Origin of the sequence: Pseudomonas pseudonitroreducens (assembly GCF_021603645.1) — a bacterium.
Lineage (GTDB): Bacteria > Pseudomonadota > Gammaproteobacteria > Pseudomonadales > Pseudomonadaceae > Pseudomonas > Pseudomonas pseudonitroreducens.
The window spans coordinates 234,607-257,193 of sequence record NZ_BQHJ01000005.1; the positions used below are offsets into that span (position 1 = coordinate 234,607).

The 22,587-nt window shown below is 66.3% G+C and carries 10 protein-coding genes; 4 read left to right on the forward strand and 6 right to left on the reverse strand.

What is annotated here, in order from left to right; all coding sequences use genetic code 11:
* The first annotated feature begins 266 nt into the window (after positions 1-266).
* Positions 267-623, forward strand: coding sequence for a type VI secretion system contractile sheath small subunit (locus L6D89_RS14160; protein WP_236200165.1), 357 nt, complete (start codon positions 267-269; stop codon positions 621-623).
* Complete coding sequence (locus L6D89_RS14165; RefSeq protein WP_236200166.1) at positions 623-1,855, forward strand: OmpA family protein; 1,233 nt, start codon at positions 623-625, stop codon at positions 1,853-1,855. Before L6D89_RS14160 ends, L6D89_RS14165 begins: the two co-directional genes overlap by 1 nt.
* Positions 1,856-1,913: 58 nt before the next feature.
* On the opposite strand, the gene L6D89_RS14170 is transcribed toward L6D89_RS14165, so the two are convergent.
* The 6 genes from L6D89_RS14170 to L6D89_RS14195 all read right to left on the reverse strand — a co-directional run bounded on the left by L6D89_RS14170 (position 1,914) and on the right by L6D89_RS14195 (position 7,813).
* Entirely contained in the window at positions 1,914-3,530 is a 1,617-nt protein-coding gene (locus L6D89_RS14170) for a gamma-glutamyltransferase family protein (RefSeq protein ID WP_236200167.1), read from the reverse strand.
* A gap of 17 nt (positions 3,531-3,547) precedes the next feature.
* Complete coding sequence (locus L6D89_RS14175) at positions 3,548-4,633, reverse strand: polyamine ABC transporter substrate-binding protein (RefSeq protein ID WP_236200168.1); 1,086 nt, start codon at positions 4,631-4,633, stop codon at positions 3,548-3,550.
* A 21-nt stretch (positions 4,634-4,654) separates the two neighbouring features.
* On the reverse strand, positions 4,655-5,434 hold the full coding sequence (locus L6D89_RS14180; RefSeq protein WP_236200169.1) for an amino acid ABC transporter ATP-binding protein: 780 nt from the start codon (positions 5,432-5,434) through the stop codon (positions 4,655-4,657).
* Position 5,435: 1 nt separating this feature from the next.
* Positions 5,436-6,203: an amino acid ABC transporter permease gene (locus L6D89_RS14185; protein ID WP_236173445.1), complete on the reverse strand. Its 768-nt coding sequence runs from the start codon at positions 6,201-6,203 to the stop codon at positions 5,436-5,438.
* 11 nt (positions 6,204-6,214) lie between these two features.
* Positions 6,215-7,021, reverse strand: coding sequence for an ABC transporter substrate-binding protein (locus L6D89_RS14190; RefSeq protein WP_236200170.1), 807 nt, complete (start codon positions 7,019-7,021; stop codon positions 6,215-6,217).
* Positions 7,022-7,147: 126 nt separating this feature from the next.
* On the reverse strand, positions 7,148-7,813 hold the full coding sequence (locus L6D89_RS14195; RefSeq protein ID WP_236200171.1) for a GntR family transcriptional regulator: 666 nt from the start codon (positions 7,811-7,813) through the stop codon (positions 7,148-7,150).
* Positions 7,814-8,543: 730 nt separating this feature from the next.
* On the opposite strand from L6D89_RS14195, the gene mqo reads away from it, so the two are divergent.
* Both mqo and L6D89_RS14205 read left to right on the forward strand, forming a co-directional pair.
* On the forward strand, positions 8,544-10,178 hold the full coding sequence (gene mqo, locus L6D89_RS14200; RefSeq protein ID WP_236200172.1) for a malate dehydrogenase (quinone): 1,635 nt from the start codon (positions 8,544-8,546) through the stop codon (positions 10,176-10,178).
* An 823-nt stretch (positions 10,179-11,001) separates the two neighbouring features.
* Positions 11,002-22,587 carry an Ig-like domain-containing protein gene (locus tag L6D89_RS14205; protein WP_236200173.1) on the forward strand — a complete coding sequence of 3,862 codons (11,586 nt, stop codon included), beginning with the start codon at positions 11,002-11,004 and terminating at the stop codon, positions 22,585-22,587.

The window sequence follows — 22,587 nt, forward strand, 5'->3', positions numbered from 1 at the left end:
TCTTATTTCTTGAAGAGATTTTCGAATTAGACCTGTAAGGCGATTCCCAAAGTCCTCCAAGGTTAATGGCCACGGTTGAATTAGTTTCGGATCGTGGCAGTCTCCAACAGCTCTTCGAGAATGTCCGCCCGCAGGCATGTAACGGGTGAGCGGGGCATTTACCTGGAGTGGCTTGAAGTACTGATTCGTCGCGCGCGTTGGCTGTTTAGAAACTGCAGTTGGTTGGCGTGCTTGCATTAACAAAGGGATTGTAAGGCAGAGTAATCATGGCATCTGATAGTTTCCAGAATGAAGTTCCCAAGGCACGGGTCAATATAAAGCTCGACCTGCACACAGGCGGGGCGCAAAAGAAAGTCGAGCTGCCGCTGAAACTCATGGTCATGGGTGATTACAGCAATGGCAAGGAGCAGCGCCCGCTGTCCGAGCGAAGCAAGCTCGATATCAACAAGAACAACTTCAACAGTGTGCTGCAGCTGCTGCCACAGAGGCTCCCGGGGCATCTGGAGTACAACCTGGAAGTCGAACTTCGCGACGGTACCCGCGCTACTTTCGGCACGACGCTGGACCCTCAGGGCAAGGTGCTCATGCGCCATCCGAGGCAGCACGATCATCTGGTGCACTGATGGCAACGCAACTGGATGACGAAGGGGCGGTAGTCGAGGAGAAACTGCGCCTGGGCGGCAATCCCCAGGGGCATGCCCTGTTTCTCGCCTTGGGCTCCGAGCTGGCGAAACTGAGCCACCCGGCGCAGCCGGATGTCGATTGGGCGCGGGTAGAACACCTCGGTCTGGTGCTGTTCCGCGAGCACGGCATGGAGTTGCAGTCGGTGACGGCCTTTGCCCTGGCCAGGGCGCACCTGTATGGGCTGCCGGGGGGCAGCCAGGGCTTGCGGCTGACCTGCACGCTGCTGGCCGGCGAATGGAACAGCCTCTGGCCACGTGCTGCGGCAGTTCGCGTGGAGATTCTCGATTGGTTGTTTGCACAGCTGCGCGCGTGGCTGCGCAGCCTGCCGTTGTCCGACGCGGACCTGCCGGAGCTGCTGCAACTGGGGCAGCCACTGGAGGAGCTGGAGGCACTGCTGCAACGCCGGGCGGAGGTATCCCCGGCCTCGCTGGAGGCCCTGCGCAGCCAGGTGCAGGGGCTGATCAGGCGTCTGTCGGCCGAAGTGGACCCGCCGGCCTCCCGGGGAGCCAGCGTTGCAGCGTCGCTGCCGAAGGTCGATCCGCCAGCGGCCACAATGCCTGTGGCGTTGCCTGCGGTGCTGCGTGAGCCTGATGCCGAAGTGCCCGCAGCAGAGGCGCTGGAGCCGGAGCAGGGCGATTTGCCGGCCGGGCGCAGGCGTCGCTGGCTCTGGCCATGGCTGTTGGCGCTGGTTGCGCTGATGCTGCTGACGGGGCTGTTTGCCTGGGCGTACAGCCGCGGCTGGCAGACTGTGCAGGTCGAACCTGCTTCGCCGCAGCCAGAACCCCGGGCGCTGCGGTTGGACGGCCAATTGCTGTTCCCGCCGGGCAGGGCCGTGCTGCGCCCCGAGTCGGACAAGGTACTGGTCAACAGCCTGATCGACATCAAGGCGCAGCCCGGCTGGCTGATCATCATCACCGGCCACAGTGACTCGACCGGCGATGCCCGGCGCAACCTGGAACTCTCGCGAAATCGGGCAGCCGCTGTTCGCGACTGGATGCAGCGAATGGGCGACATCCCTGACGATTGCTTCGAGGTCCGCGGCGCCGGAGACAGCCAGCCGGTGGCGAGCGACGAGACGGAGGAGGGGCGCAATGCCAACCGGCGAGTCGAGATCACCCTGGCTCCCGAGGGCAGAGCCTGCCGCAAGGACAAGGCGCGCCCGGAAGGCTGAGGCTTGCACCGCAGCGGAAGTCAGCCGTGGCTGGCGTCCGTTGCGGCGCAAGGTGGCATCAGCACACCGCGATGTGCGAATCCGCGCGCGGTTCGGTGCCACCGCAGAGCACGCCGGTCTGCGGGTCGCGGACGATGATCTGGCCGCGCCCGTAGTCGGTGAGGTCGCAGGCGATCTCCACCTCGTGGCCGCGCCGGGCCAGGCCGAAGGCCAGGTCGCGGTTGGCGTGCTGCTCGATGCCGACTTTCATGCCGCCCAGCCATTGCCAGCGCGGGGCGTCCAGCGCTGCTTGCGGGTTGAGGCCGAAGTCCACCAGATTCATCACCATCTGCACGTGGCCCTGGGGCTGCATGTAGCCACCCATCACGCCGAACGGGCCGACGGCCACGCCATCCTTGCTGAGGAAGCCGGGGATGATGGTGTGGAAGGTCTTCTTGCCCGGCGCCAGGGCGTTGGAGTGCGCCGGGTCGAGGCTGAACTCCGAGCCACGGTTCTGCAGGCCGATGCCGCTGTCGGGCAGCACCACGCCGGAGCCGAAGCCGTGGTAGGCGCTCTGGATGAAGGAGACCATGTTGCCTTCGCCATCGGCGGTGGCGATGTACACGGTGCCACTGGAGTGCGGGTCGCCATGCCTGGGCTCGGCGGCGTGCTCGCCGATCTCGGCACGGCGGCGCGCGGCATAGTCGTCGGAGAGCAGCGCGGTGGTGCTGACGCGCATGTGCTCGGCGTCGGTGATGTAGTGCAGGCCGTCGGCGTAGGCTTTCTTCATCGCTTCGAGCTGGCGGTGCCAGGTGAGCTGGCTGTCGCGCTGGTCGAAGTCGTAGCCCTGAAGGATGTTCAGGGTCATCAGGGCGATCAGGCCCTGGCCGGCCGGCGGGATTTCCCAGATGTCGTAGCCACGGTAGTTGGTCTTGATCGGCTCGACCCACTTCGGCTTGTAGCCGGCCAGGTCCGCAGCGCTCAGCTCGCCACCGGTAGCGGCGGAATGTGCGGCCAGGCGCTGGGCGAGGGCGCCACGGTAGAAGCTCTCGCACTTCGTCTCGGCCAGCTCGGCGAGGGTTTTCGCCTGGGCCGGATTGCGGAACAGCTGGCCGGCGCGCGGCGCTGCGCCGTCAATGGTGAAGGTGTCGAACCAGGCTTCCAGCACCGGCACGGCGGCGCGGCTTTCCTGGTATTCGCGGCGGGCGATTTCCCATTGGTGGGCGACCACCGGGGACACCGGGAAGCCGTCGCGGGCCAGGGCAATGGCTGGTTGCAGCAGGTCGGCGAAGGGCAGCTTGCCAAAGCGCGCGGACAGCTCGGCCCAGGCCGAGGGAATGCCCGGCACGGTGACCGGCAGCCAGCCGTGCACCGGCATCTTGTCGTGCCCGGCGGCTTTCACCTTGTCGATGGAAATGGACGCCGGAGCGTGGCCGCTGGCGTCCAGGCCGTGCAACTGGTCCTTGACCCAGACCAGGGCGAAGGCGTCGCCGCCGATGGCGCAGCCGGTGGGTTCGACCACGGTCAGCGCGGCGGCGGTGGCGATGGCGGCGTCGATGGCGTTGCCGCCGGCACGCAGCATGGCGATGCCGGCCTCGGCAGCCAGCGGCTGCGAGGCGGCGACCATGCCGTTGCGGGCGAACACGCTCTGGCGCTGGGAAGCGTAGGGGTACTCGTGGGCAGAGAAGCTCAGCATGGATAACTCTCTTCGGTTCAGCGGTCAGTCTTGATACGGGTCCATTCGCGGGTGATCACGCGCTGGATTTTCGGCGGCAGGTCGGCGGAGACGTAGAGCTTCTCGATCACCGCGTCGCTGGGGTAGATGCCGGGGTTGTCGCGCACTTTCGCATCGAGCAGCGGCGTGGCATCCGGGTTGGGGTTGGCGTAGCCGACGTAGTCGCTCACCGGGGCGATCACTTCCGGGCGCAGCAGGTAGTTCACCAGCTCGTGGGCGCCCTTGGGGTTCTTCGAGTCACGCGGGATGGCGAGCATGTCGAACCACAGGTTGGCGCCTTCCTTGGGGATCACGTAGCGCACGTCGATCTTCTTGCCGGCTTCCTGGGCGCGGGTCTGCGCCTGCATGACGTCGCCCGAGTAGCCGACGGCCACGCAGATGTCACCGTTGGCGAGGTCGGTGGTGTACTTCGAGGAGTTGAAGTAGGTGATCGACGGACGCAGCTTCTGCAGCAGCGCCGAGGCCTTGGTGTAGTCCTCGGGATTCGTGCTGTTCGGGTCGAGGCCCAGGTAGTGCAGGGCCTGCGGGATGATCTTCACCGGTGCGTCGAGGAAGGCCACGCCGCAGCCGTGCAGCTTGGCCAGGTTCTCAGGCTTGAAGATCAGGTCCCAGGAGTCCAGCGGCGCGCTGTCGCCCAGCGCGGCCTTGACCTTGTCGTAGTTGTAGCCGATGCCCACGGTGCCCCACATGTAGGGCACGGCGTACTGGTTGCCCGGGTCGGCGGCTTCCAGGCGCTTCATCAGGCGCGGGTCGAGGTGCTTCCAGTTGGGCAACTGGGCGCGGTCGAGCTTCTGGTAGACGCCGGCGTTGATCTGCTTGGTGAGGAACTGGCTGGACGGCACCACCAGGTCGTAGCCCGAGTGCCCGGAGAGCAGCTTGGCTTCGAGCATTTCGTTGGTGTCGAAGACGTCGTACTGGACCTTGATGCCGGTGTCCTTCTCGAAGTTCTTCAGGGTGTCCGGGCCCATATAGTCGGACCAGTTGTAGAAGCGCACCAGCTTGTCGTCGGCTTGCGCGGCGGTGGCGCAGGCGAGAAGGGTGAACAGCAGAACTCCATTACGCATGAGCTTTCCTTTCTTCATTAGTCAGAGAACACGGCTGAGGAATTCCCGCGTACGCGGGTGGTGCGGATTGCCGAAGACCTGCGCGGGCGGGCCTTCTTCGATGAGTTCGCCCTGGTGCAGGACCACCACGCGGTCGGCCACTTCGCGGGCGAAGCCCATTTCGTGGGTGACGACCACCATGGTCATGCCTTCGTCGGCCAGCTCCTTCATCACCTGCAGCACTTCGCCAACGGTTTCCGGGTCGAGGGCGCTGGTGGGTTCGTCGAAGAGCATCGCCTGGGGTTTCATCGCCAGGGCGCGGGCGATGGCCACGCGCTGCTGCTGGCCGCCGGAAAGCTGGCCGGGATAGTGCTCGGCCTTGTCCGACAGACGCACGCGGGCGAGCAGCCGGCGCGCCTGCTCCAGCGCTTCGCCACGGGGCATGCCGAGTACCTGGGTCGGCGCTTCGATGATGTTTTCCAGCACGGTCATGTGCGGGAACAGGTTGAAGCGCTGGAACACCATGCCGATGTCGCGGCGACGGTGGGCGATGTTGCTTTCCGAGTCACGTACCAGCTTGCCGTCGGGGCGCTCGCGGTAGCCCATCAGCTCACCGTTGACGCGGATGCTGCCGCCCTGAATGTCTTCCAGGTGGTTCATGCAGCGGATGAAGGTGGTCTTGCCCGAGCCGGAGGCGCCGATCAGCACCACCACTTCGCCACGGTGCACTTCCAGGGAAACGCCCTTGAGGATTTCCAGCTCGCCGAAGGCCTTGTGCACGTCGCGGGCCTGGATCACCACGTCTTTCATGTCCGGGATCATCTCAACGCCCCCTCAGCAGTTTCATCGCCTGGCGACCGAACATGCGGTTCGGTGCGGCGGCCTGGCCGTCGGATTTGCCGAAGCGCACTTCCAGCCAGCGCTGGAAGAAGCCCCACAGTGTGGTCAGGGCGAGGAAGTAGATCGCCACCACCAGGTACAACTCGAACACGCGGAAGGTCGCCGAGGTGACCATCTGGGTGCTCAGCAGCAGTTCCTGCACGCCGATCACGCTGACCAGTGTGGTGTTCTTCAGCATCACGTTGAACTCGTTGCCCAGCGGCGGAACGATCACCCGGAAGGCCTGTGGCAGCACGATGCGGCGCATCAGCTTGGGGAAGGTCATGCCGAGGGATTTGCCGGCCTCATACTGGCCCTTGTCCACCGCGCCGATGCCGGCGCGGATGATCTCGGCCATGTACGCACCTTCGTTGAGGCCCAGGGCGATGATCGCCGCCTGGATGTTGCCGGGCAGGATGAACAGCCCCAGGTCGAGGTCCTCGAAGCGGAATAGGCCGCCGGCGGCCAGTGCGGTGTAGAGGAAGACGATCTGCACCAGCAGCGGCGTACCGCGCATCAGCCACACGTAGAAGCGCACCGGGTATTGCAGCAGAGGGTTGGTGGAAAGGCGCATCAGCGCCGCCAGCAGCCCGAGCGCGCAGCCCAGGAGCATGGCGCTGACGGCGATCACGCAGGTCAGCCAGAGGCCGTAGAGGTAGATGTCGCTCGGCCGCAGCAGGTATTGCCAGAACACGTCCCAACTGAAGTTCATGTCTCGTTACCTCAGTCCAGTTTGTCGCCTTCGATGTGCCACTTGGCCAGGAGCGCGGCGTAGCTGCCGTCGGCCTGCATGTCCTTGATGATCTGCGTGACCGCTTCGCTGAGCTGCTTGTCTTCCTTGCGGATGCCCAGGCCGGTGAGGATGCGTGCGAAGGCCGGCACGCCGATCTCGAACAGGTCCGGGGCCATGCTCTGGTAGTAGCCGGCGGTTTCCACGGTGGTGCCGTAGGCGTCGGTCTGGCGGATACGCAGGGACTGGAAGGCGTCGGTGTCGGTGTTGTAGACCACCACCTTCATCGGCGGCTTGCCGGCCTTGGCCAGTTTCTCGTTGTGCGCGTCGAGCAGGGTGCGGATGGTCGAGCCGTTGAGCACCGCGACCTTCTTCCCGGAGAGATCGTCCAGGGTGCGAATGCCCTCGGGGTTGCCCTTGCCGACCACCACCGCCTGGCTGGAGTACATGTAGTTGACCATGTCGATCACTTCGCGCCGCTCGGGCTTGTCGAACAGCTGATCCACCAGCATGTCGCACTGGCCGGCGAGCAGCGCCGGGATCAGCCCGGAGAAGGGCGTGATGCGCCAGTCGATCTTCTTGTCGCCCAGGCGCTTGGCGATCGCCTCGCCGAGGTCGATGGTGACGCCGGTGAGCTTCTGGTTGGCGTCATAGAAGCCCATGGGCGGGGAGTCCATGCCGCCGCAGAAGGTGACCTTGCTGGCGTTCTGCAAGCGGTCGGGAATCTTCACTTCGGCGTGCGCCAGTGGGGCGGCCAGGCAAAGGGCGAGAAGGCACTGCGGGATCCTGCGTTCGAACATGTTGCTCTCCGGGGTGGGGTTGCCAGGGGCAGTTCAGGGACACAGAAGTACGGGTCTAGGCGCCCGTTGCTTCGATTCTCTTCGGTGGATAGCTCGTCGGTGGATTGGGCTTCGGTGGATCGCGGCTCAGGAGGCCTGCGCCTCGAGGAACTTCGCCAGGGACGGGATGGTTCCCTCGATGTGATCGCAGATCACCCGCTCGGCTTCGCGGGCATCGCCCGAGCGCAGGGCGTCGAGGATCACCGCGTGTTCTTCGCGGGCGCTCATGGGTTTGTCGACGTGCTGCAGCCACAGGCGCATGTGCGGCTCGATCACCGAGTACAGCGCGGTGATCTGGCGCAGCAGGCGCGGGCGCCCGGCGAGGCTGCAGAGGTATTCGTGGAAGGCGCGGTGGCGGCTGACCCACTCGGCGCTGTCGTCGCGGTAGTCGTCCATCTCGTCGAGCATGCGCTCAAGGCGCGAGAGGTCGCGGTCGCTCAGTTGCGGCACGGCAATGCGGATGGCCAGGCCTTCGAGGGCGCTGCGCATCTCGAAGACTTCGCGCATTTCCTCGATGTTCAGGCCGCTGACGATGGCGCCGCGGTTGGGCCGCAGGGTCACCAGGCCTTCGGCGTCCAGGCGCTTGAAGGCGCCGCGCACGGGCATGCGGCTCATGCCGATTTCGCTGGCGATGTCCTCGGCCACCAGGCGGTCGCCAGTCTTGTAGCGGCCGGTGCAGATGGCCTGGAGGAGGTAGTCGTAGGCCTCGTCTTCGGCACTCATCGGTGGGCGGGCAGTGGGCACCAGGCGCATGGGGTGTGTCCTCGTGGATTTTTGGATCCAATTATCCATGCATGCAATCAAGCAGTTGCCGTGCCAATGATGGCGAAATGATTGGAAGTGACCGGAATAGAGCGGCGGGCCCAGGAAAGTGGCGTAGGAACTATGGCGGGGAGCGGGGCGGAACGGTAACGGACGGTGCGATTCGTGCGCGCTTGCGGTGCGTTTCGGTAACGTTGTGGTGCAGCAAGGGCGCCGCATTTTGTAGGAGCGCTGGCGAGGTGTTCGGCACCTGAAGCAGACATCTACGTAGGAGCGGACTCTGTCCGCGATCGATTCAAAATCGCTCCGATTGGTCAAGGAAATGGGCCGGCCCATCGCGGACGGAGTCCGCTCCTACGCGCCGAGGGAAATATTGGAGGCAATAACCTGAAACAGCTTACAGGCATACCGGCTGGTCGATAGTTGACTACGGCGCTTGGTGAATGGCCGCCGCTTTCTATAGAATGCACAAACGTTTCAGCAGACCATGCATCCCTCCCACAACAAAAGCCAAAGCCGAAGGCTTTGCGTGTCTCTCTGCGCAGGACGTCCCTCATTCCATCAAGCAGGTCTCAGAGCCGGCGGAGGAGGGAACTGAGTCCCGACTCATCCTCGTCATCTGTCGCCTTGCCCATCGCTCGCACGTTGCGCGCCGGGTTCGGCCTTCACGCTGAATGACGCCGGTGGGGAAGGCCAAGCCCTAACGACGAGAAACCTTTCGATGATCAAGAAAGTTAGCGGGGCGCTGCTGGGCCTCGCTCTGGCAGTGAATTGCGCGCCCGCCTTTGCGGATACCAAGAAAGTCGACGTGCTGCTGATCGGCGGCGGCATCATGAGCACCACCCTGGGCGTCTGGCTCAACGAGCTGGAGCCGGGCTGGTCGATGGAGATGGTCGAACGCCTCGACGGCGTCGCCCAGGAAAGCTCCAACGGCTGGAACAACGCCGGCACCGGCCATTCGGCCCTGGCCGAGCTGAACTACACGCCGGAAGACAAGGACGGCAACGTCACCATCGCCAAGGCCGTGGAGATCAACGAGTCGTTCCAGATCTCCCGTCAGTTCTGGGCCTGGCAGGTGCAGAACGGCGTGCTGAAGAACCCGCGCTCGTTCATCAACTCCACCCCGCACATGAGCTTCGTCTGGGGCGACGACAACATCGCCTTCCTCAAGAAGCGTTACGAAGCGCTGCAGGCCAGCCCGCTGTTCCGCGGCATGCAGTACTCCGAGGACCCGGCGCAGATCGCCAAGTGGGTGCCGCTGATGATGCAGGGCCGCGATCCTTCGCAGAAGATTGCCGCCACCTGGACGCCGATCGGCACCGATGTGAACTTCGGCGAAATCACCCGCCAGTTCGCCGGCTACCTGCAGACCAAGCCGAATTTCAGCCTGAAGCTCTCCAGCGAAGTCGAGAACATCACCCGCAACGACGATGGCACCTGGCGCGTCGAGTACAAGAACCTCAAGGACGGCAGCGTTACCGAGACCGACGCCAAGTTCGTCTTCATCGGTGCTGGCGGCGGCGCGCTGCGCCTGCTGCAGAAATCCGGCATCGAGGAAGCCAAGGACTACGCCGGCTTCCCGGTGGGTGGTTCGTTCCTGGTCACCGAGAACCCGACCATCGCCCAGCAGCATCTGGCCAAGGCTTACGGAAAGGCATCCGTCGGCGCACCGCCGATGTCCGTGCCGCACCTCGACACCCGCGTGCTCGACGGCAAGCGCGTGATCCTGTTCGGGCCGTTCGCGACCTTCTCCACCAAGTTCCTCAAGGAAGGTTCCTACCTCGACCTGCTGGGCAGCACCAACGTGCATAACGTCTGGCCGATGACCCGCGTGGGCATCGACGAGTACCCGCTGGTGGAATACCTCGCCGGCCAGTTGATGCTCTCCGATGACGACCGTCTCGCCGCGCTGCGCGAATACTTCCCGGAGGCCAAGGCCGAGGACTGGCGCCTGTGGCAGGCCGGCCAGCGGGTGCAGATCATCAAGCGTGACGCGGACAAGGGCGGCGTGCTGAAGCTCGGTACCGAGATCGTCGCTTCCGCCGATGGCAGCATCGCCGGCCTGCTGGGTGCCTCGCCGGGCGCTTCCACCGCCGCGCCGATCATGCTCAACGTGCTGGAGAAGGTGTTCAAGGACAAGCTCGCCACGCCCGAGTGGCAGGCCAAGGTCCACCAGATCGTTCCGAGCTACGGCAGCAAGCTCAACGACAGCCCGGAGAAAACCTTCGAGGAGTGGAGCTACACCGCCAAGGTCCTGCAACTGGACCCGCCGCCGGCCATCGACCAGGCTCCCGCCGCGCCGTCGGCCGCCGATGTACCCGCGGCGGAAAAGGCCTCCAGCGACATGGCGCTTTAAGTTGTCGCGCTGAATAAGCAAGTTTCGAAGGCCGGATTTAAAACCCGGCCTTCGGCATTTCCCGCTCAATATCCATCCACTATCGTAGTGGCCGAACTAAAGTCGGGTGCCAGTGGCCGGATAATCTCCCGGCTCTCACGCTGTATTCCCGCATCAACCATGACGCCTGGTGTGTATTTGCGCAGGGACGGGCCATCTCGCGAGTGCCGATCGGGCACGACTGAATATCGACACGAAGTAATCCGCGCATTAGTCGAAGTTTCGCGCTCACGCACTCGCTGACGACGAGCTGTTGCCCATGCCATTGCAGCGCCGGAATTTACATTCATTTTTGCATGTCCAGCTGTCTATTCCGCCGCTTCGCTCTGGAGCGCGCACCGGCGGTGGGCGGCAGCCTGGGAATGGCATGACCGTACCGACAGGTTTTCCCAGTGGAGTTTTCCGACGAACGGTAATTTTGTAGTCCCTGGATTACGACCATGTAAGCCATCGGTGATAGCTGGAGCAGTGACTGAATATTGTCATGACGATATCGAGGCCGCGAAGTGAAGCAGGCAATCGATGATATCGGGAAGATCTTCCCGGATTGGCGCTGCCTGCAGCTAATGTCAATTAATTGTCGAGAGTGAAATAGGCAGATAACAGCGCTTATATCTGTCGCTGTGCAATGAACTCAGAACTTTTCGGCGGGTGCTTAGGCTACTACCTTTCGATTAAACCTTTTGTCCAAGAGCCTATTGGAGTGCCTCCGGCGACTTGTACAGAAGCTGCTATTTCTTTCAGGCCATAAACAACAACATTGTTCTGGTCAGAGGAAGTCAGCATGGCGATCCAGGCGAAGGTCGTGGCATCTCAGGTGGAGGTAGCCACCGCCACGCAGCAGACGGTTCAAGGAAGCATCGTTCTCGAGCAGGCCAGCAACGTGGCCCTGGATGTCACCGCGGATGCGGTCGCCAGCTACCAGCAGGTCGGCGCAGACCTGGTGGTACACCTGAAGGATGGCGAAACCATCCGCATCGCCAACTTCTACGCGCCGAACCAACCGCCCAGCCAGCTTTACCTGGTGAATGAGAAGGGCGACCTGGTGGTGACCGACCTGGACCAGGTCGCAGCCGATGGCACGCTGACGCCGACCTATGCCGCCGAACCCATCGATGGCGGATTCGAATCGCTTACCGGCGCCGAGGCGGGCGCCGCCGCAGGAACCGCCGGTGGTATCGGCGGCCTGGGCCTGGCCGGAACCATCCTGGCCGGCGTGGCGGTAGTCGGTGCCGGTGCCGCCATTGCCAATAGCGGCGGCGGTGGTGGCGGTGGCGGAGGTGGTGGCAGCACTCCGCCGCCGGCACCGGCTACGGAAGTCTCCGTCAGCGCCGACGGCTCGATGGTCAGTGGGCGTGCCGCGCCTGGCTCGACCGTGGACGTCGACGTCAATGGCGACGGCACCCCGGACTACAGCGCGCCAGTGGATGGCAACGGCAATTTCCAGATTCCGCTGAACCCGCCGTTGAGCAACGGTGAAACGGTCACCGTCGTTGTGCGCAATCCCGGCGGCAGCAGTTCCGCTGTATCGACCAGCGCGCCGGACACCACCGCGCCCGGCGCGGCCACGGGCGTCGTGGTTTCTGCAGATGGCAGCAGCATCAGCGGCAGCGCCGAGCCAGGCTCGACCGTCAAGGTCGACACCAACGGCGATGGCATTCCCGACGCCACGGGGGTGGCCGGTTCCGACGGGCACTTCCAGATTCCCCTGCCCACGCCGCTGAGCGATGGTCAGAGCGTGTCGGTGACGGTGACCGATCACGCCGGCAATACCGGCCCGGCCACCGTGGTCAGCGCGCCCGATACCACGCCGCCGGCGCCGGCCAGCGGCCTGGCCATCAGCACCGACGGCAGCCAGCTGACGGGCCATGCCGAGCCAGGAAGCTCGGTGTCCATCGACCTGAACAACGATGGCGTACCCGATATCACGCTCACCGTGGGGGCGGATGGTGGTTTCAGTCTGACGCTGAATCCGCCGTTGCTGAACGGCCAGCCGGTTTCGGTGATCGTCCACGATGCCGCCGGCAATGCCAGCCCGCAGGCACAGGTGATCGCGCCGGACCCGAGCAGCCTGCCCTCGCCGGTGATCGAGGCGAGCAACGGCCACGTCATCCAGGGTACCGCCATGGTCGGCACCACGGTGTACCTGAGCAATGCGCAGGGCGTGGTGATCGGGGTGGTGCTGGTCGGCGGCGACGGCCACTGGAGCTTTACGCCCGCCGCGCCGCTGCCCGATGGCACGGTAGTCACTGCGATGGTGCGTGGCCCGATGGGCAGCAGCGGCACCTCGAGCGTGACGGTGGACGCGCTGGCGCCGAACGCGCCGAGCATCGCGCCGAGCAACGGCAGCCTGCTGGAAGGTACTGCAGAGCCGGGCAGCACTGTGGTGCTGACCGGGCCCGGTGGAGTCCCGATCGGCACCGTACAGGCCGACGGCAGCGGCCACTGGAGTTTTGCTCCGGGTTCGGCACTGCCCAATGGTACCGAGGTCACTGCTACGGCACGTGACGCTGCTGGCAACACCAGCCTGCCAGGGCATGTCACCGTCGACGCGCTGGCGCCTGCGGCGCCGCTGGTGAACCCGAGCGATGGCGGACTGTTTTCCGGCACCGCTGAGCCAGGGGCGACGATCCTGCTGTTGAATGGCAATGGCCAACTGATCGGCCAGACCCAGGCCGACGGCGGCGGTGCCTGGTCGTTCACCTTCTCCCCGCCGCTGGCCAACGGCAGCGAGGTGAAAGTCCTCGCCAAGGACGCTTCCGGCAATGTCGGCGCTCCGACCACGGTCGTGGTCGACGACGGCACGGTGCCCGCTCCGATTGTCGAGCCCAGCGACGGCCACATGATCTTCGGCCATGCCGAGCCCGGACTGCGGGTGGAGATCCGCGATGCCAACGGTACGCTGCTCGCTGCGGTCACCGCCGACTCGAACGGCAGCTGGAGCTATACCCCCGGCACGCAGTTCCCTGATGGCACGCAACTGCAGGTGACCGCGGTCGACACCACCAACAGCCACCAGAGTAGTGTGGTCCTGGTGACCACGGACTCCGTGGCGCCGGCCGCGCCGCACGTCGACGCGAGCAATGGCAGCGTGATCGCCGGGACCGGCGAGATCGGCGCGACGATTATCCTGCTCGATGGCAATGGCAATCCGATCGGCCAGACCACCGTCGACGCCAACGGGCACTGGAGCTTCAGCCCGCAAACACCACTGGCCAACGGCACGCTGGTCAATGCCATTGCCCGGGACGCCGCCGGCAACTCCAGCTTGGCCGGTACGGTAACGGTGGACACCATTGCACCACCGCCGCCCATCGTGGCGCCGAGCAATGGCCTGGTCCTGACCGGCACCGCGGAGGCGGGCGCTACCGTGCGGATTCTCGATGCCGGCGGCAACCTGATCGGTCAGACCAGCGCCGATGGTTCCGGCAACTGGTCGTTCACGCCGCCCACACAGATCCCCAATGGTTCAGTGCTGAGCGTGGTCGCCGTCGATCCGTCGGGTAACCCGAGCCTGGCCAGCAGCGTCACGGTGGATGGCCTGGCGCCGTCCGCGCCGGTCATCGCTGCGAGCAACGGCAGCGTGATTTCCGGTACGGCCGAGGCGAATGCCAGGGTGATTCTCACCGATGGCAGCGGCAATCCGATTGGCCAGGTCACTGCTGACGGGACGGGTCACTGGAGCTTCACTCCGGGCGTCCCGCTGGCCAACGGCAGCGTGGTCAATGCCGTGGCGCGCGACGCTGCCGGCAATACCAGTGTGTCGGCACAGACCACCGTGGATGCCGTGGCGCCGCCGGCGCCGCAGGTGAACCCGAGCAACGGCCTGCAGCTCAGTGGTAGCGCGGAGCCGGGAAGCACCGTGCTGATCAGCGATGGCAACGGTAATCCGCTGGGCCAGGTGACGGCGGGCGTGAATGGCGCCTGGTCATTCACCTTCGGCCAGCAACAGCCGGACGGTACGCTTCTGCAGGTCACGGCGCGCGATGCCGCGGGCAATACCAGCATCGCCGCCAGTACTACGGTGAACAGCGCGCTGGTCTCGCCGCCGCAGGTGGACGCCAGCAACGGCGTGGATTTCAGCGGCACTGCGGAAGCGGGCCAGCAGATCGTCATCCGCGACGGCAACGGCAACCTCATCGGCCAGACCTCCGCTGACGGCAATGGCCATTGGAGCTTCTCGGCCGGCGCGGCGCTGGCCAACGGTGCGGCCTACCAGGTGGTCGCGGTCGACCCCGGCAGTGGCCGCAGCAGCGTGCCGGTCAGCGGCACGGTGGATTCGGTCGCCCCGGCCGCGCCGACCATCGACGGCAGCAACGGCACGTCCCTGAGCGGCAGTGCCGAAGCCGGCTCGACGGTGACGCTGCGCGATGGCAGCGGCAACCTCATCGGCCAGGTCAGCGCCGATGGTACTGGCCACTGGAGCTTCACCCCGGCCACCCCGCTGGCCAATGGCACGGTGGTCAACGCCGTGGCCAGCGACGCTGCCGGCAACGCCAGCGCGCCGGTCAGCACCACGGTGGACAGCGTGGCGCCGCCAACGCCCACGGTGGAGCCGAGCAACGGTGCGCTGGTCGAGGGCAGCGCCGAAGCGGGCGCGACCATCCTGGTGCGCAATGCCGGCGGCAACGTGATCGGCCAGGTAACGGCCGATGCAGGCGGGCACTGGTCGTTCGCGCCGCAGCCGGCGTTGGCCAACGGTACCCAGTTGACGGTGCAGGCCCGTGACGCCGCCGGCAATGAGAGCGGCACGGCCAGTGTGACGGTGGATGCCCAGGCGCCAGCCGCGCCGGTGGTCGAACCGAGCAGCGGCAGCGAGCTCAGTGGCACCGCCGAAGCCAATGCCGAGGTAGTGATCATTTCCGCCAATGGCCAGGTGATTGCCCAGGTGCCGGTCGGCCCTGGCGGCACCTGGAGCTATACGCCGGGCACCCCGTTGTCTGACGGCGCGACCCTCAGCGTGGTCGCTGTGGATGCCGCCGGCAATCGCAGCGGCACCACCACGGTCACGGTGGACAGCACGCCGCCGGCCGCACCCGTGGTCAATCCCAGCAATGGCAGCAGCATCAGCGGCACCGCCGAGCCGGGCAGTACGGTCACCGTGACCGACAGCAGCAACAACCCGGTCGGCCAGACCACCGCCGATGGCCAGGGCAACTGGAGCGTCACACCGAGCACACCGCTGCCCAACGGCAGCACGGTCACCGTGGTCGCCACCGACGCCGCCGGCAACCCGAGCCAAGGCACCAGTACGGTGGTGGACTCCAGCGCGCCGAGCACGCCGCTGGTCAATCCCAGCAACGGCACCAGCCTCAGCGGCACGGGCGAGGAGGGCAGCACGCTGGTCTTCACCGATGGCAGTGGCAACACCCTCGGCCAGACCACCGTGGGGGCCGGCGGCGCATGGTCGTTCACGCCGCACCAGCCGTTGGCCGATGGCACTGTGGTGACGGTCGTCGCCAAGGATGCGGCGGGCAACCAGAGCGGCACGGTGCAGGTCACGGTCGATGCGATTGCGCCCGCCAATCCGATCCTGGATGCGAGCAATGGCCTGGTGCTCAGCGGCACCGGCGAGATCGGCAGCACGGTGATCATCAGCGTCGCCGGCAGTGAGGTGGCGCGGGCCGTGGTGGGCAGCGATGGCCACTGGAGCTACACCCCGGGCAGCCAGCTGGCGAACAACACCAACGTCTCGGTGGTGGCGGTGGACGCCGCCGGCAACAGCAGCCAGACGGTCAGTGGCGTCATCGACGGCGTGGCGCCGCCGACCCCGACCATTCTCCCCAGCGAAGGCCTCACCTTCTCCGGCACCGCCGAAGCAGGCGCGACGGTGATCCTCACCGACACCGGCGGCAATCCGATCGGCCAGACCACCGCCGATGCCGATGGCCGATGGACCTTCAGCGCCGGCACCCAGGTGCCCGACGGCACCGTGGTCAACGCAATCGCGCGCGATGCGGCGGGCAACAGCAGCGGCGTCGCCAGCACCACCGTGGATGCCGATGCGCCCGCGGCACCGCTGATCAACCCGAGCAATGGCTCCAGCGTCAGCGGGACGGCGGAGATCGGCAGCACCATTACCCTGGTCTACGCGAACAATGTGCTGATCGGCCAGGCGACCACCGACTCCAACGGCAAATGGACCTTCAGCCTGATCCCGTCGCTGCCCGATGGCACCGTCATCACCGTAGTTGCCCAGGACGCCGCCGGCAATACCAGCAACTCGGCGAGCATCGTCATCGACAGCATCGCTCCGTCGGCGCCCACGGTCTTGCCGAGCAACGGCAGCAGCCTGAGCGGCACCGCGGAGGCAGGCAACACGCTGATCGTCAGCCTGGGTGGCGTGGAACTGGGGCGTGTCCAGGCCGACATCAACGGTCATTGGACGCTCCCGCTCAGCCCGACCCTGGGCGACGGCACGCAGCCGAGCGTGGTGGCAGTGGATGCCGCGGGCAATGCCAGCGCGCCCACCACGGTCACTATCGATGCTGTCGCTCCAGCTGCGCCGACCATCAGTGACAGTAACGGCACCGTGCTGATCGGCACGGCGGAGGAGGGCAGCACGGTCATCCTCACCAACGGCAGTGGTACTGTCATCGGCCAGGTCACCGCCGATGGCTCCGGCCACTGGAGCTTCACGCCTCCCGTGCCGTTGCCCAACGGTACGAGTGTGACTGCCGTGGCGCAGGACGCCGCGGGCAACACCGGCCCGAGCGCCAGTATCGTGGTCGATACGACGTTGCCCAACCCGCCCGTCATTGAGCCGAGCAACGGCGCGACGATCAGCGGGAGCGCTGACGCCCTGGCGCTGGTGCGGATCCTTGACGCCGGCGGCAACGTGCTGATCGAGGTCAACGCGGACGGCGCCGGCCACTGGAGCTGGACGCCGAGCGTGCCATTGGCCGACGGCGTGGAGGTGCGCGCCGTGGTGGTGGACGGGACGCGCGTCAGCGGCGTCAGCAGCGTCACCATCGATGCGCAGCCCCCGGCCCAGCCGGTGGTTCAGCCCAGCAATGGCATCCTTCTCAGCGGTACCGCAGAGGCCGGCAGCATCATTACCCTGCTCACTGGCGGCAGCCAACTGATCGGCCAGACCACCGCCGATGCAACCGGGAAGTGGAGCTTCAGCCCCGGGGCCCCGCTGGCTGACGGTACCCAGGTGCAGGTGCTGGCGACGGATGCCGCAGGCAACACCAGCATCCCGGGACTCACCACCATCGACGCGGTGGCGCCTGCTGCACCAGTCGTTGCGCCGAGCAATGGCAGCGTGCTCGCCGGTACCGCCGAGGCCAACGCCACGATCCTGCTGACCGATGGCAACGGCAACGTCATCGGCCAGACCAGTGCCGATGGCAGCGGCAACTGGAGCTTCACCCCGATCGCGGCGCTGGCCAATGGCACCGTGGTGAATGCCGTGGCACGGGATGCCGCGGGCAATACCAGTGTGCTCGGCAGCACCACGATCGACAGCGTTGCGCCGGGCGTGCCCACCGTCGATCCGAGTAATGGCGTCGTACTCAGTGGCACCGCCGAGGCCAATGCCACCATCCTCATCACCGACGGCAACGGCAACCCCATCGGCCAGACCGTAGCCAATGGCAGCGGGCAGTGGACCTTCACGCCTGGCACACCGCTGGCCAATGGCGTCGTGGTGGATGTCGTGGCGCGCGATGCCGCCGGCAACACCAGTGGCGTTGCCACTACCACCGTGGATGCAGTTTCGCCGCCCACTCCCAGCATCAATCTCAGCAACGGTACGTCGCTCAGCGGCACCGCCGAGGCCAATGCCACGGTGATACTCACCGATGGCAACGGTAATCCTATTGGCCAGGTACACGCTGATGGCTCCGGCAACTGGAGCCTGGCAGTCAGCCCGGCGCTGGCCAACGGCACCCAGGTCAATGCTGTGGCCCGGGATGCCGCCGGCAACACAAGCGGGCCGGTCAGCACTACCGTCGACTCGGTGGCACCTGGCAATCCGACCATTGCTGCCAGCAATGGCACCGAGCTGCACGGCACCGCGGAAATCAACGCCACGGTGATCCTCACCGATGGCAATGGCAACCTCATCGGCCAGACCACTGCCAATGGCAGTGGCGTCTGGAGCTTCACCCCGGGCACTGCGCTGGCCAATGGCAGCGTGGTCAACGCGGTGGCGCGCGATGCGGTCGGCAACACCAGTGGCGCCGCCAGCACCACCATCGACAGCGTGGCGCCGGCTACCCCGACCATCGACCCGAGCAACGGCTCGCTGCTGTCCGGCACGGCCGAAGCCAATGCCACGGTGATCCTCACCGATGGCAACGGCAATCCGATTGGCCAGACCACCGCCAATGGCAGTGGCAACTGGAGCTTCACGCCTGGCGTTGCGCTGCCAGACGGCGCCGTGGTCAACGTCGTTGCGCGCGATGCCGCGGGCAATAGCAGCGGCGTGGCCACTACCACCGTGGATACCGTGCCGCCGCCGACACCGACCGTGGAGCCGAGCAACGGCACGCACCTGGCCGGTACCGCCGAAGCCGGCGCCAGGGTGATTCTCACCGATGGCGGCGGCAATCCCATCGGCCAGACCACCGCCGATGGCAGCGGTCACTGGAGTTTCACTCCCGGCACGGCACTGGCCAACGGCACCGTGGTGAATGTGCAGGCGCGCGATGCCGCCGGCAACGGCAGCGGTATCGCCACTACCACGGTGGATTCGGTGGCGCCGCCGACGCCGACCATCGACCCGAGCAACGGCACGCAACTGGCCGGCACCGCCGAGAGCAGCGCGACGGTCATTCTTCACGATGGCAATGGCAACCTGATCGGCACCACCCAGGCCGACGGCAGCGGCCACTGGTCGTTCACCCCGAGCCCGGCGCTGGCCAACGGCACCACGGTGAATGCCGTGGCCCAGGATGCCGCCGGCAACACCAGCGGCGCGGCGTCCACCGTGGTCGACAACCTGGCGCCCAATCCGCCCGTCTGCGACCCGAGCAACGGTACCCTGCTGAGTGGCACCGGCGAGGTGGGGGCAACCATCCTGATCAGTGTCGGCGGGGTAACGCTGGCGCAAGTGCAGGTGGATGGAAGCGGCCACTGGAACTACGCGCCACCTATCGGGCTGCAGAATGGCGTCCAGGTAAGCGTGGTGGCGCGCGATGCGGCGGGCAACCTCAGCAGCGCCGTGAGCGTCACGGTCGACGCCGTGGCACCGCCGCCGCCGGTCATCGCCGCGAGCGATGGCACGGTCTTCGCCGGCACCGCAGAGGCCAACGCCACCGTGGTGCTGAGCATCGGCGGCAGTGTGCTGGCCGAGGTGAAGGTCGACGCCAACGGCAACTGGCAATACGTCCCGGCCGTCCCGGTGGGCGACGGTGTGCTGGTGAGCGCCAGTACGCGTGACGCCGCAGGCAATGTCGGGCTGCCAAGCGATGTCACGGTCGACGCCAGCCTTCCGGCCATCCCGGTCATCAACCCGAGCAACGGCCTGTCCATCAGCGGTACCGCGGAGGCCAATGCGACGGTCCTGATCAGTGTCAACGGCGTCCAGGTCGCGCAGGTGTCGGTCAATGGCGCCGGCAACTGGAGCTATGTCCCCGGCCTGGCGCTGGCCGATGGTGCGGTGGTCACCGCGGTCGCTCGCGATGGCAGCGGCAACCTCAGCGCTGCTGCCGTGGCGGTGGTCGATGCACTGGCACCGGCGGTACCGGTGGTGACACCGAGCAACGGCAGTGCCCTGAGCGGTACCGCCGAGGCGGGTGCGACGGTGATTCTCAGCGTGGGCGGAGCTCCCATCGCCCAGGTCACTGCCGATGCCAGCGGGCACTGGAGCTATGCGCCGGGTACTGCGCTGGCCAATGGCGTGCAGGTCAGCGTCGTGGCCCGCGATGCCGCCGGCAATACCAGCGGTGCCGCCAGCGTCACCGTGGACAGCGTCGCACCCAACGCCCCGAGCATCGCTGCCAGCAATGGTGTCACCTTCAGCGGTACCGCCGAAGCCAATTCGACGGTGATCATCAGCGGCGCCAACGGCGCGCTGCTCGGCCAGGTCACCGCCAACGCCAGCGGCATCTGGAGCTTCACCCCCGGCGTGCCGCTGGGCAATGGCGTGGTGGTCAGCGTGGTGGCCAAGGATGCCGCGGGCAATATCAGCGTCGCCGCCAGCACTACGGTGGATGCCCTGGCGCCCAGCGTACCGGTGGTGACGCCGAGCAATGGCGCGTTGTTCAGCGGTACCGCCGAGGCGGGTTCGACAGTGATCCTCAGCGTCGGTGGCGCCGTCATCGGCCAGGTGACCGCCAATGCCCAGGGACAATGGAGCTTCGCCCCCGCTACGGCAGTGGCGAACAACACCCAGGTGAGCATCGTCGCCAAGGACGCGGTGGGCAACACCAGCGTCGCCGCCAGCGTCACCGTGGATGCCGTGGCGCCCACCGCGCCGATCGTCGCGCCGAGCAATGGCACGCTGCTCAGCGGTACGGCGGAGATCGGCTCGACGGTGATTCTCAAGGTCGGCGGCGCGATCATCGCGCAAGTCACCGCCGATGGCAGCGGGCACTGGAGCTTCACGCCGGGTACGGCGCTGGCCAACAACACCCAGGTCAGCGTTACCGCCAAAGACGCCGCCGGCAACGTCAGCGTGGCGACCACGGTCAGTATCGACAGCGTCGCCCCGGTGGCGCCCAGCGGCTTGAGCGTCAGCGCCAACGGCACGCTGCTCACCGGCATCGCCGAAGCCAACAGCACGGTGAAGGTGATCATCAACGGCGACACGAACAACCCGATCACCGTACAGGCCAACGGCAGCGGCAACTTCACGGTCAACCTCAGCCCGGCGCTGACCGCCGGCCAGGTGCTGACGGTGAACGCCGTGGATGCCGCCGGCAATGTCGGTTCGGCGATCCAGATCCAGGCGCCGGACCTGACCCGGCCGGTGCTGAGCATTGCCGAAGCGGCAGACGGCTACATCAACAAGACCGAACTCTCCGACGGTATCCAGGTGCGTGTGGGCCTGACAGCCGGGGCGCAGGCCGGGCAGACCCTGACCCTGCGCTACAGCGGCGCGGGCGGTTTCACCTACACCCAGGCGCATGTACTCACGGCGGCGGAAATCCTTGCCGGAGTGGCGCTGGTGACCGTATTGCCGGGCGCCGGCGTCGGGGTGTTCCCACAGGGGGCGGCGAGCATCACCGCCGACGTCAACGGCGGCCTGACGGCGACTCCGGCGGCCTTTACCGTCGATACCCTGGCGCCGACCGCACCGGTGCTGGCGCTGGTCGGCAGCGTGCTGGGCATCACCGATGAGGCCAACAGCACGCTGCTGGTGGATGTCAATCTCGGCGGGTTGAGCTCGCATACGGAAGTGCCGGCCGGCAGCAGCGGTGCCACTACGCTGGACCTGTTGACTGGACTGACCGGCGTCAGCCTGACCTGGGACCAGTTACTCGACGCCAGCATCGCGGTGGCGGCGCGTGACGCCGCCGGCAACGTCGGCACCGCAGCGAGCCTCAACCTGGAGAGTGTGCTCACGCAGAACACCGTGACCATCGGCGGCCTCGGCCTCGCCGTGGGCCTGCTGCCGCCGACCCTGGGTATCAGCGGTGCGGCGATTGCCGGCGGCAGCCTGGCCGTGCAGGTGATCACCCCGGCGCTAAACGTGACGCTGCATCCCACGGTCGACGCCACCGGGCACTTCACCATCAACCTGCTGGCACCGGACCTGCTGGCGCAGCTCGGCCTGTCGGTGACCCAGATACTCAACCTGGGCAGCCAGCTCAGCCTGCAGCTGATCGCCTATGACGCCGCCGGCCACCCGAGCGCGACCTATGGCCTGTCGCTCACCGGCTCCGGCCTGACCCTGGCTATCGGCGAGGTCAGCGTCACCGGCACGGCAGGCGCCGACGTGTTCGTCGGCCAGAGCGGCGCCGAACACTTCTACGGCAACGCCGGGGCGGACCTGTTCCTCCACGTTGGCACCAGCGACATCGTCCAGGCCGGTGATGGCAACGACACCATCCAGTTGCAGGCCACCAACTTCAAGAGCATCGATGGCGGTACCGGCTTCGACACGGTGATGCTCGGCAATGGCATCAACCTGAACTACGGCGCGGTCGGTACCGGCACCTTCACCAACATCGAGCGCTTCGACATGGTCAAGGGTGACGCGGGCAGCAACCTGACCCTCACCGCCGCCCAGGTGAACGCGGTGACCGATGCCAACCACACCCTGCAGATCACCGGCGACGCCAACGACACGCTGACGGTCAGGGGCGCGGTGGACACCGGCGTCAACCAGGTGCATGGCGGTATCAGCTATGACGTCTACAGTTTTGGCACCAGCACCCTGCTGGTGGAGGAGAACACCGTCCACGTCGTCGTGTCCTGA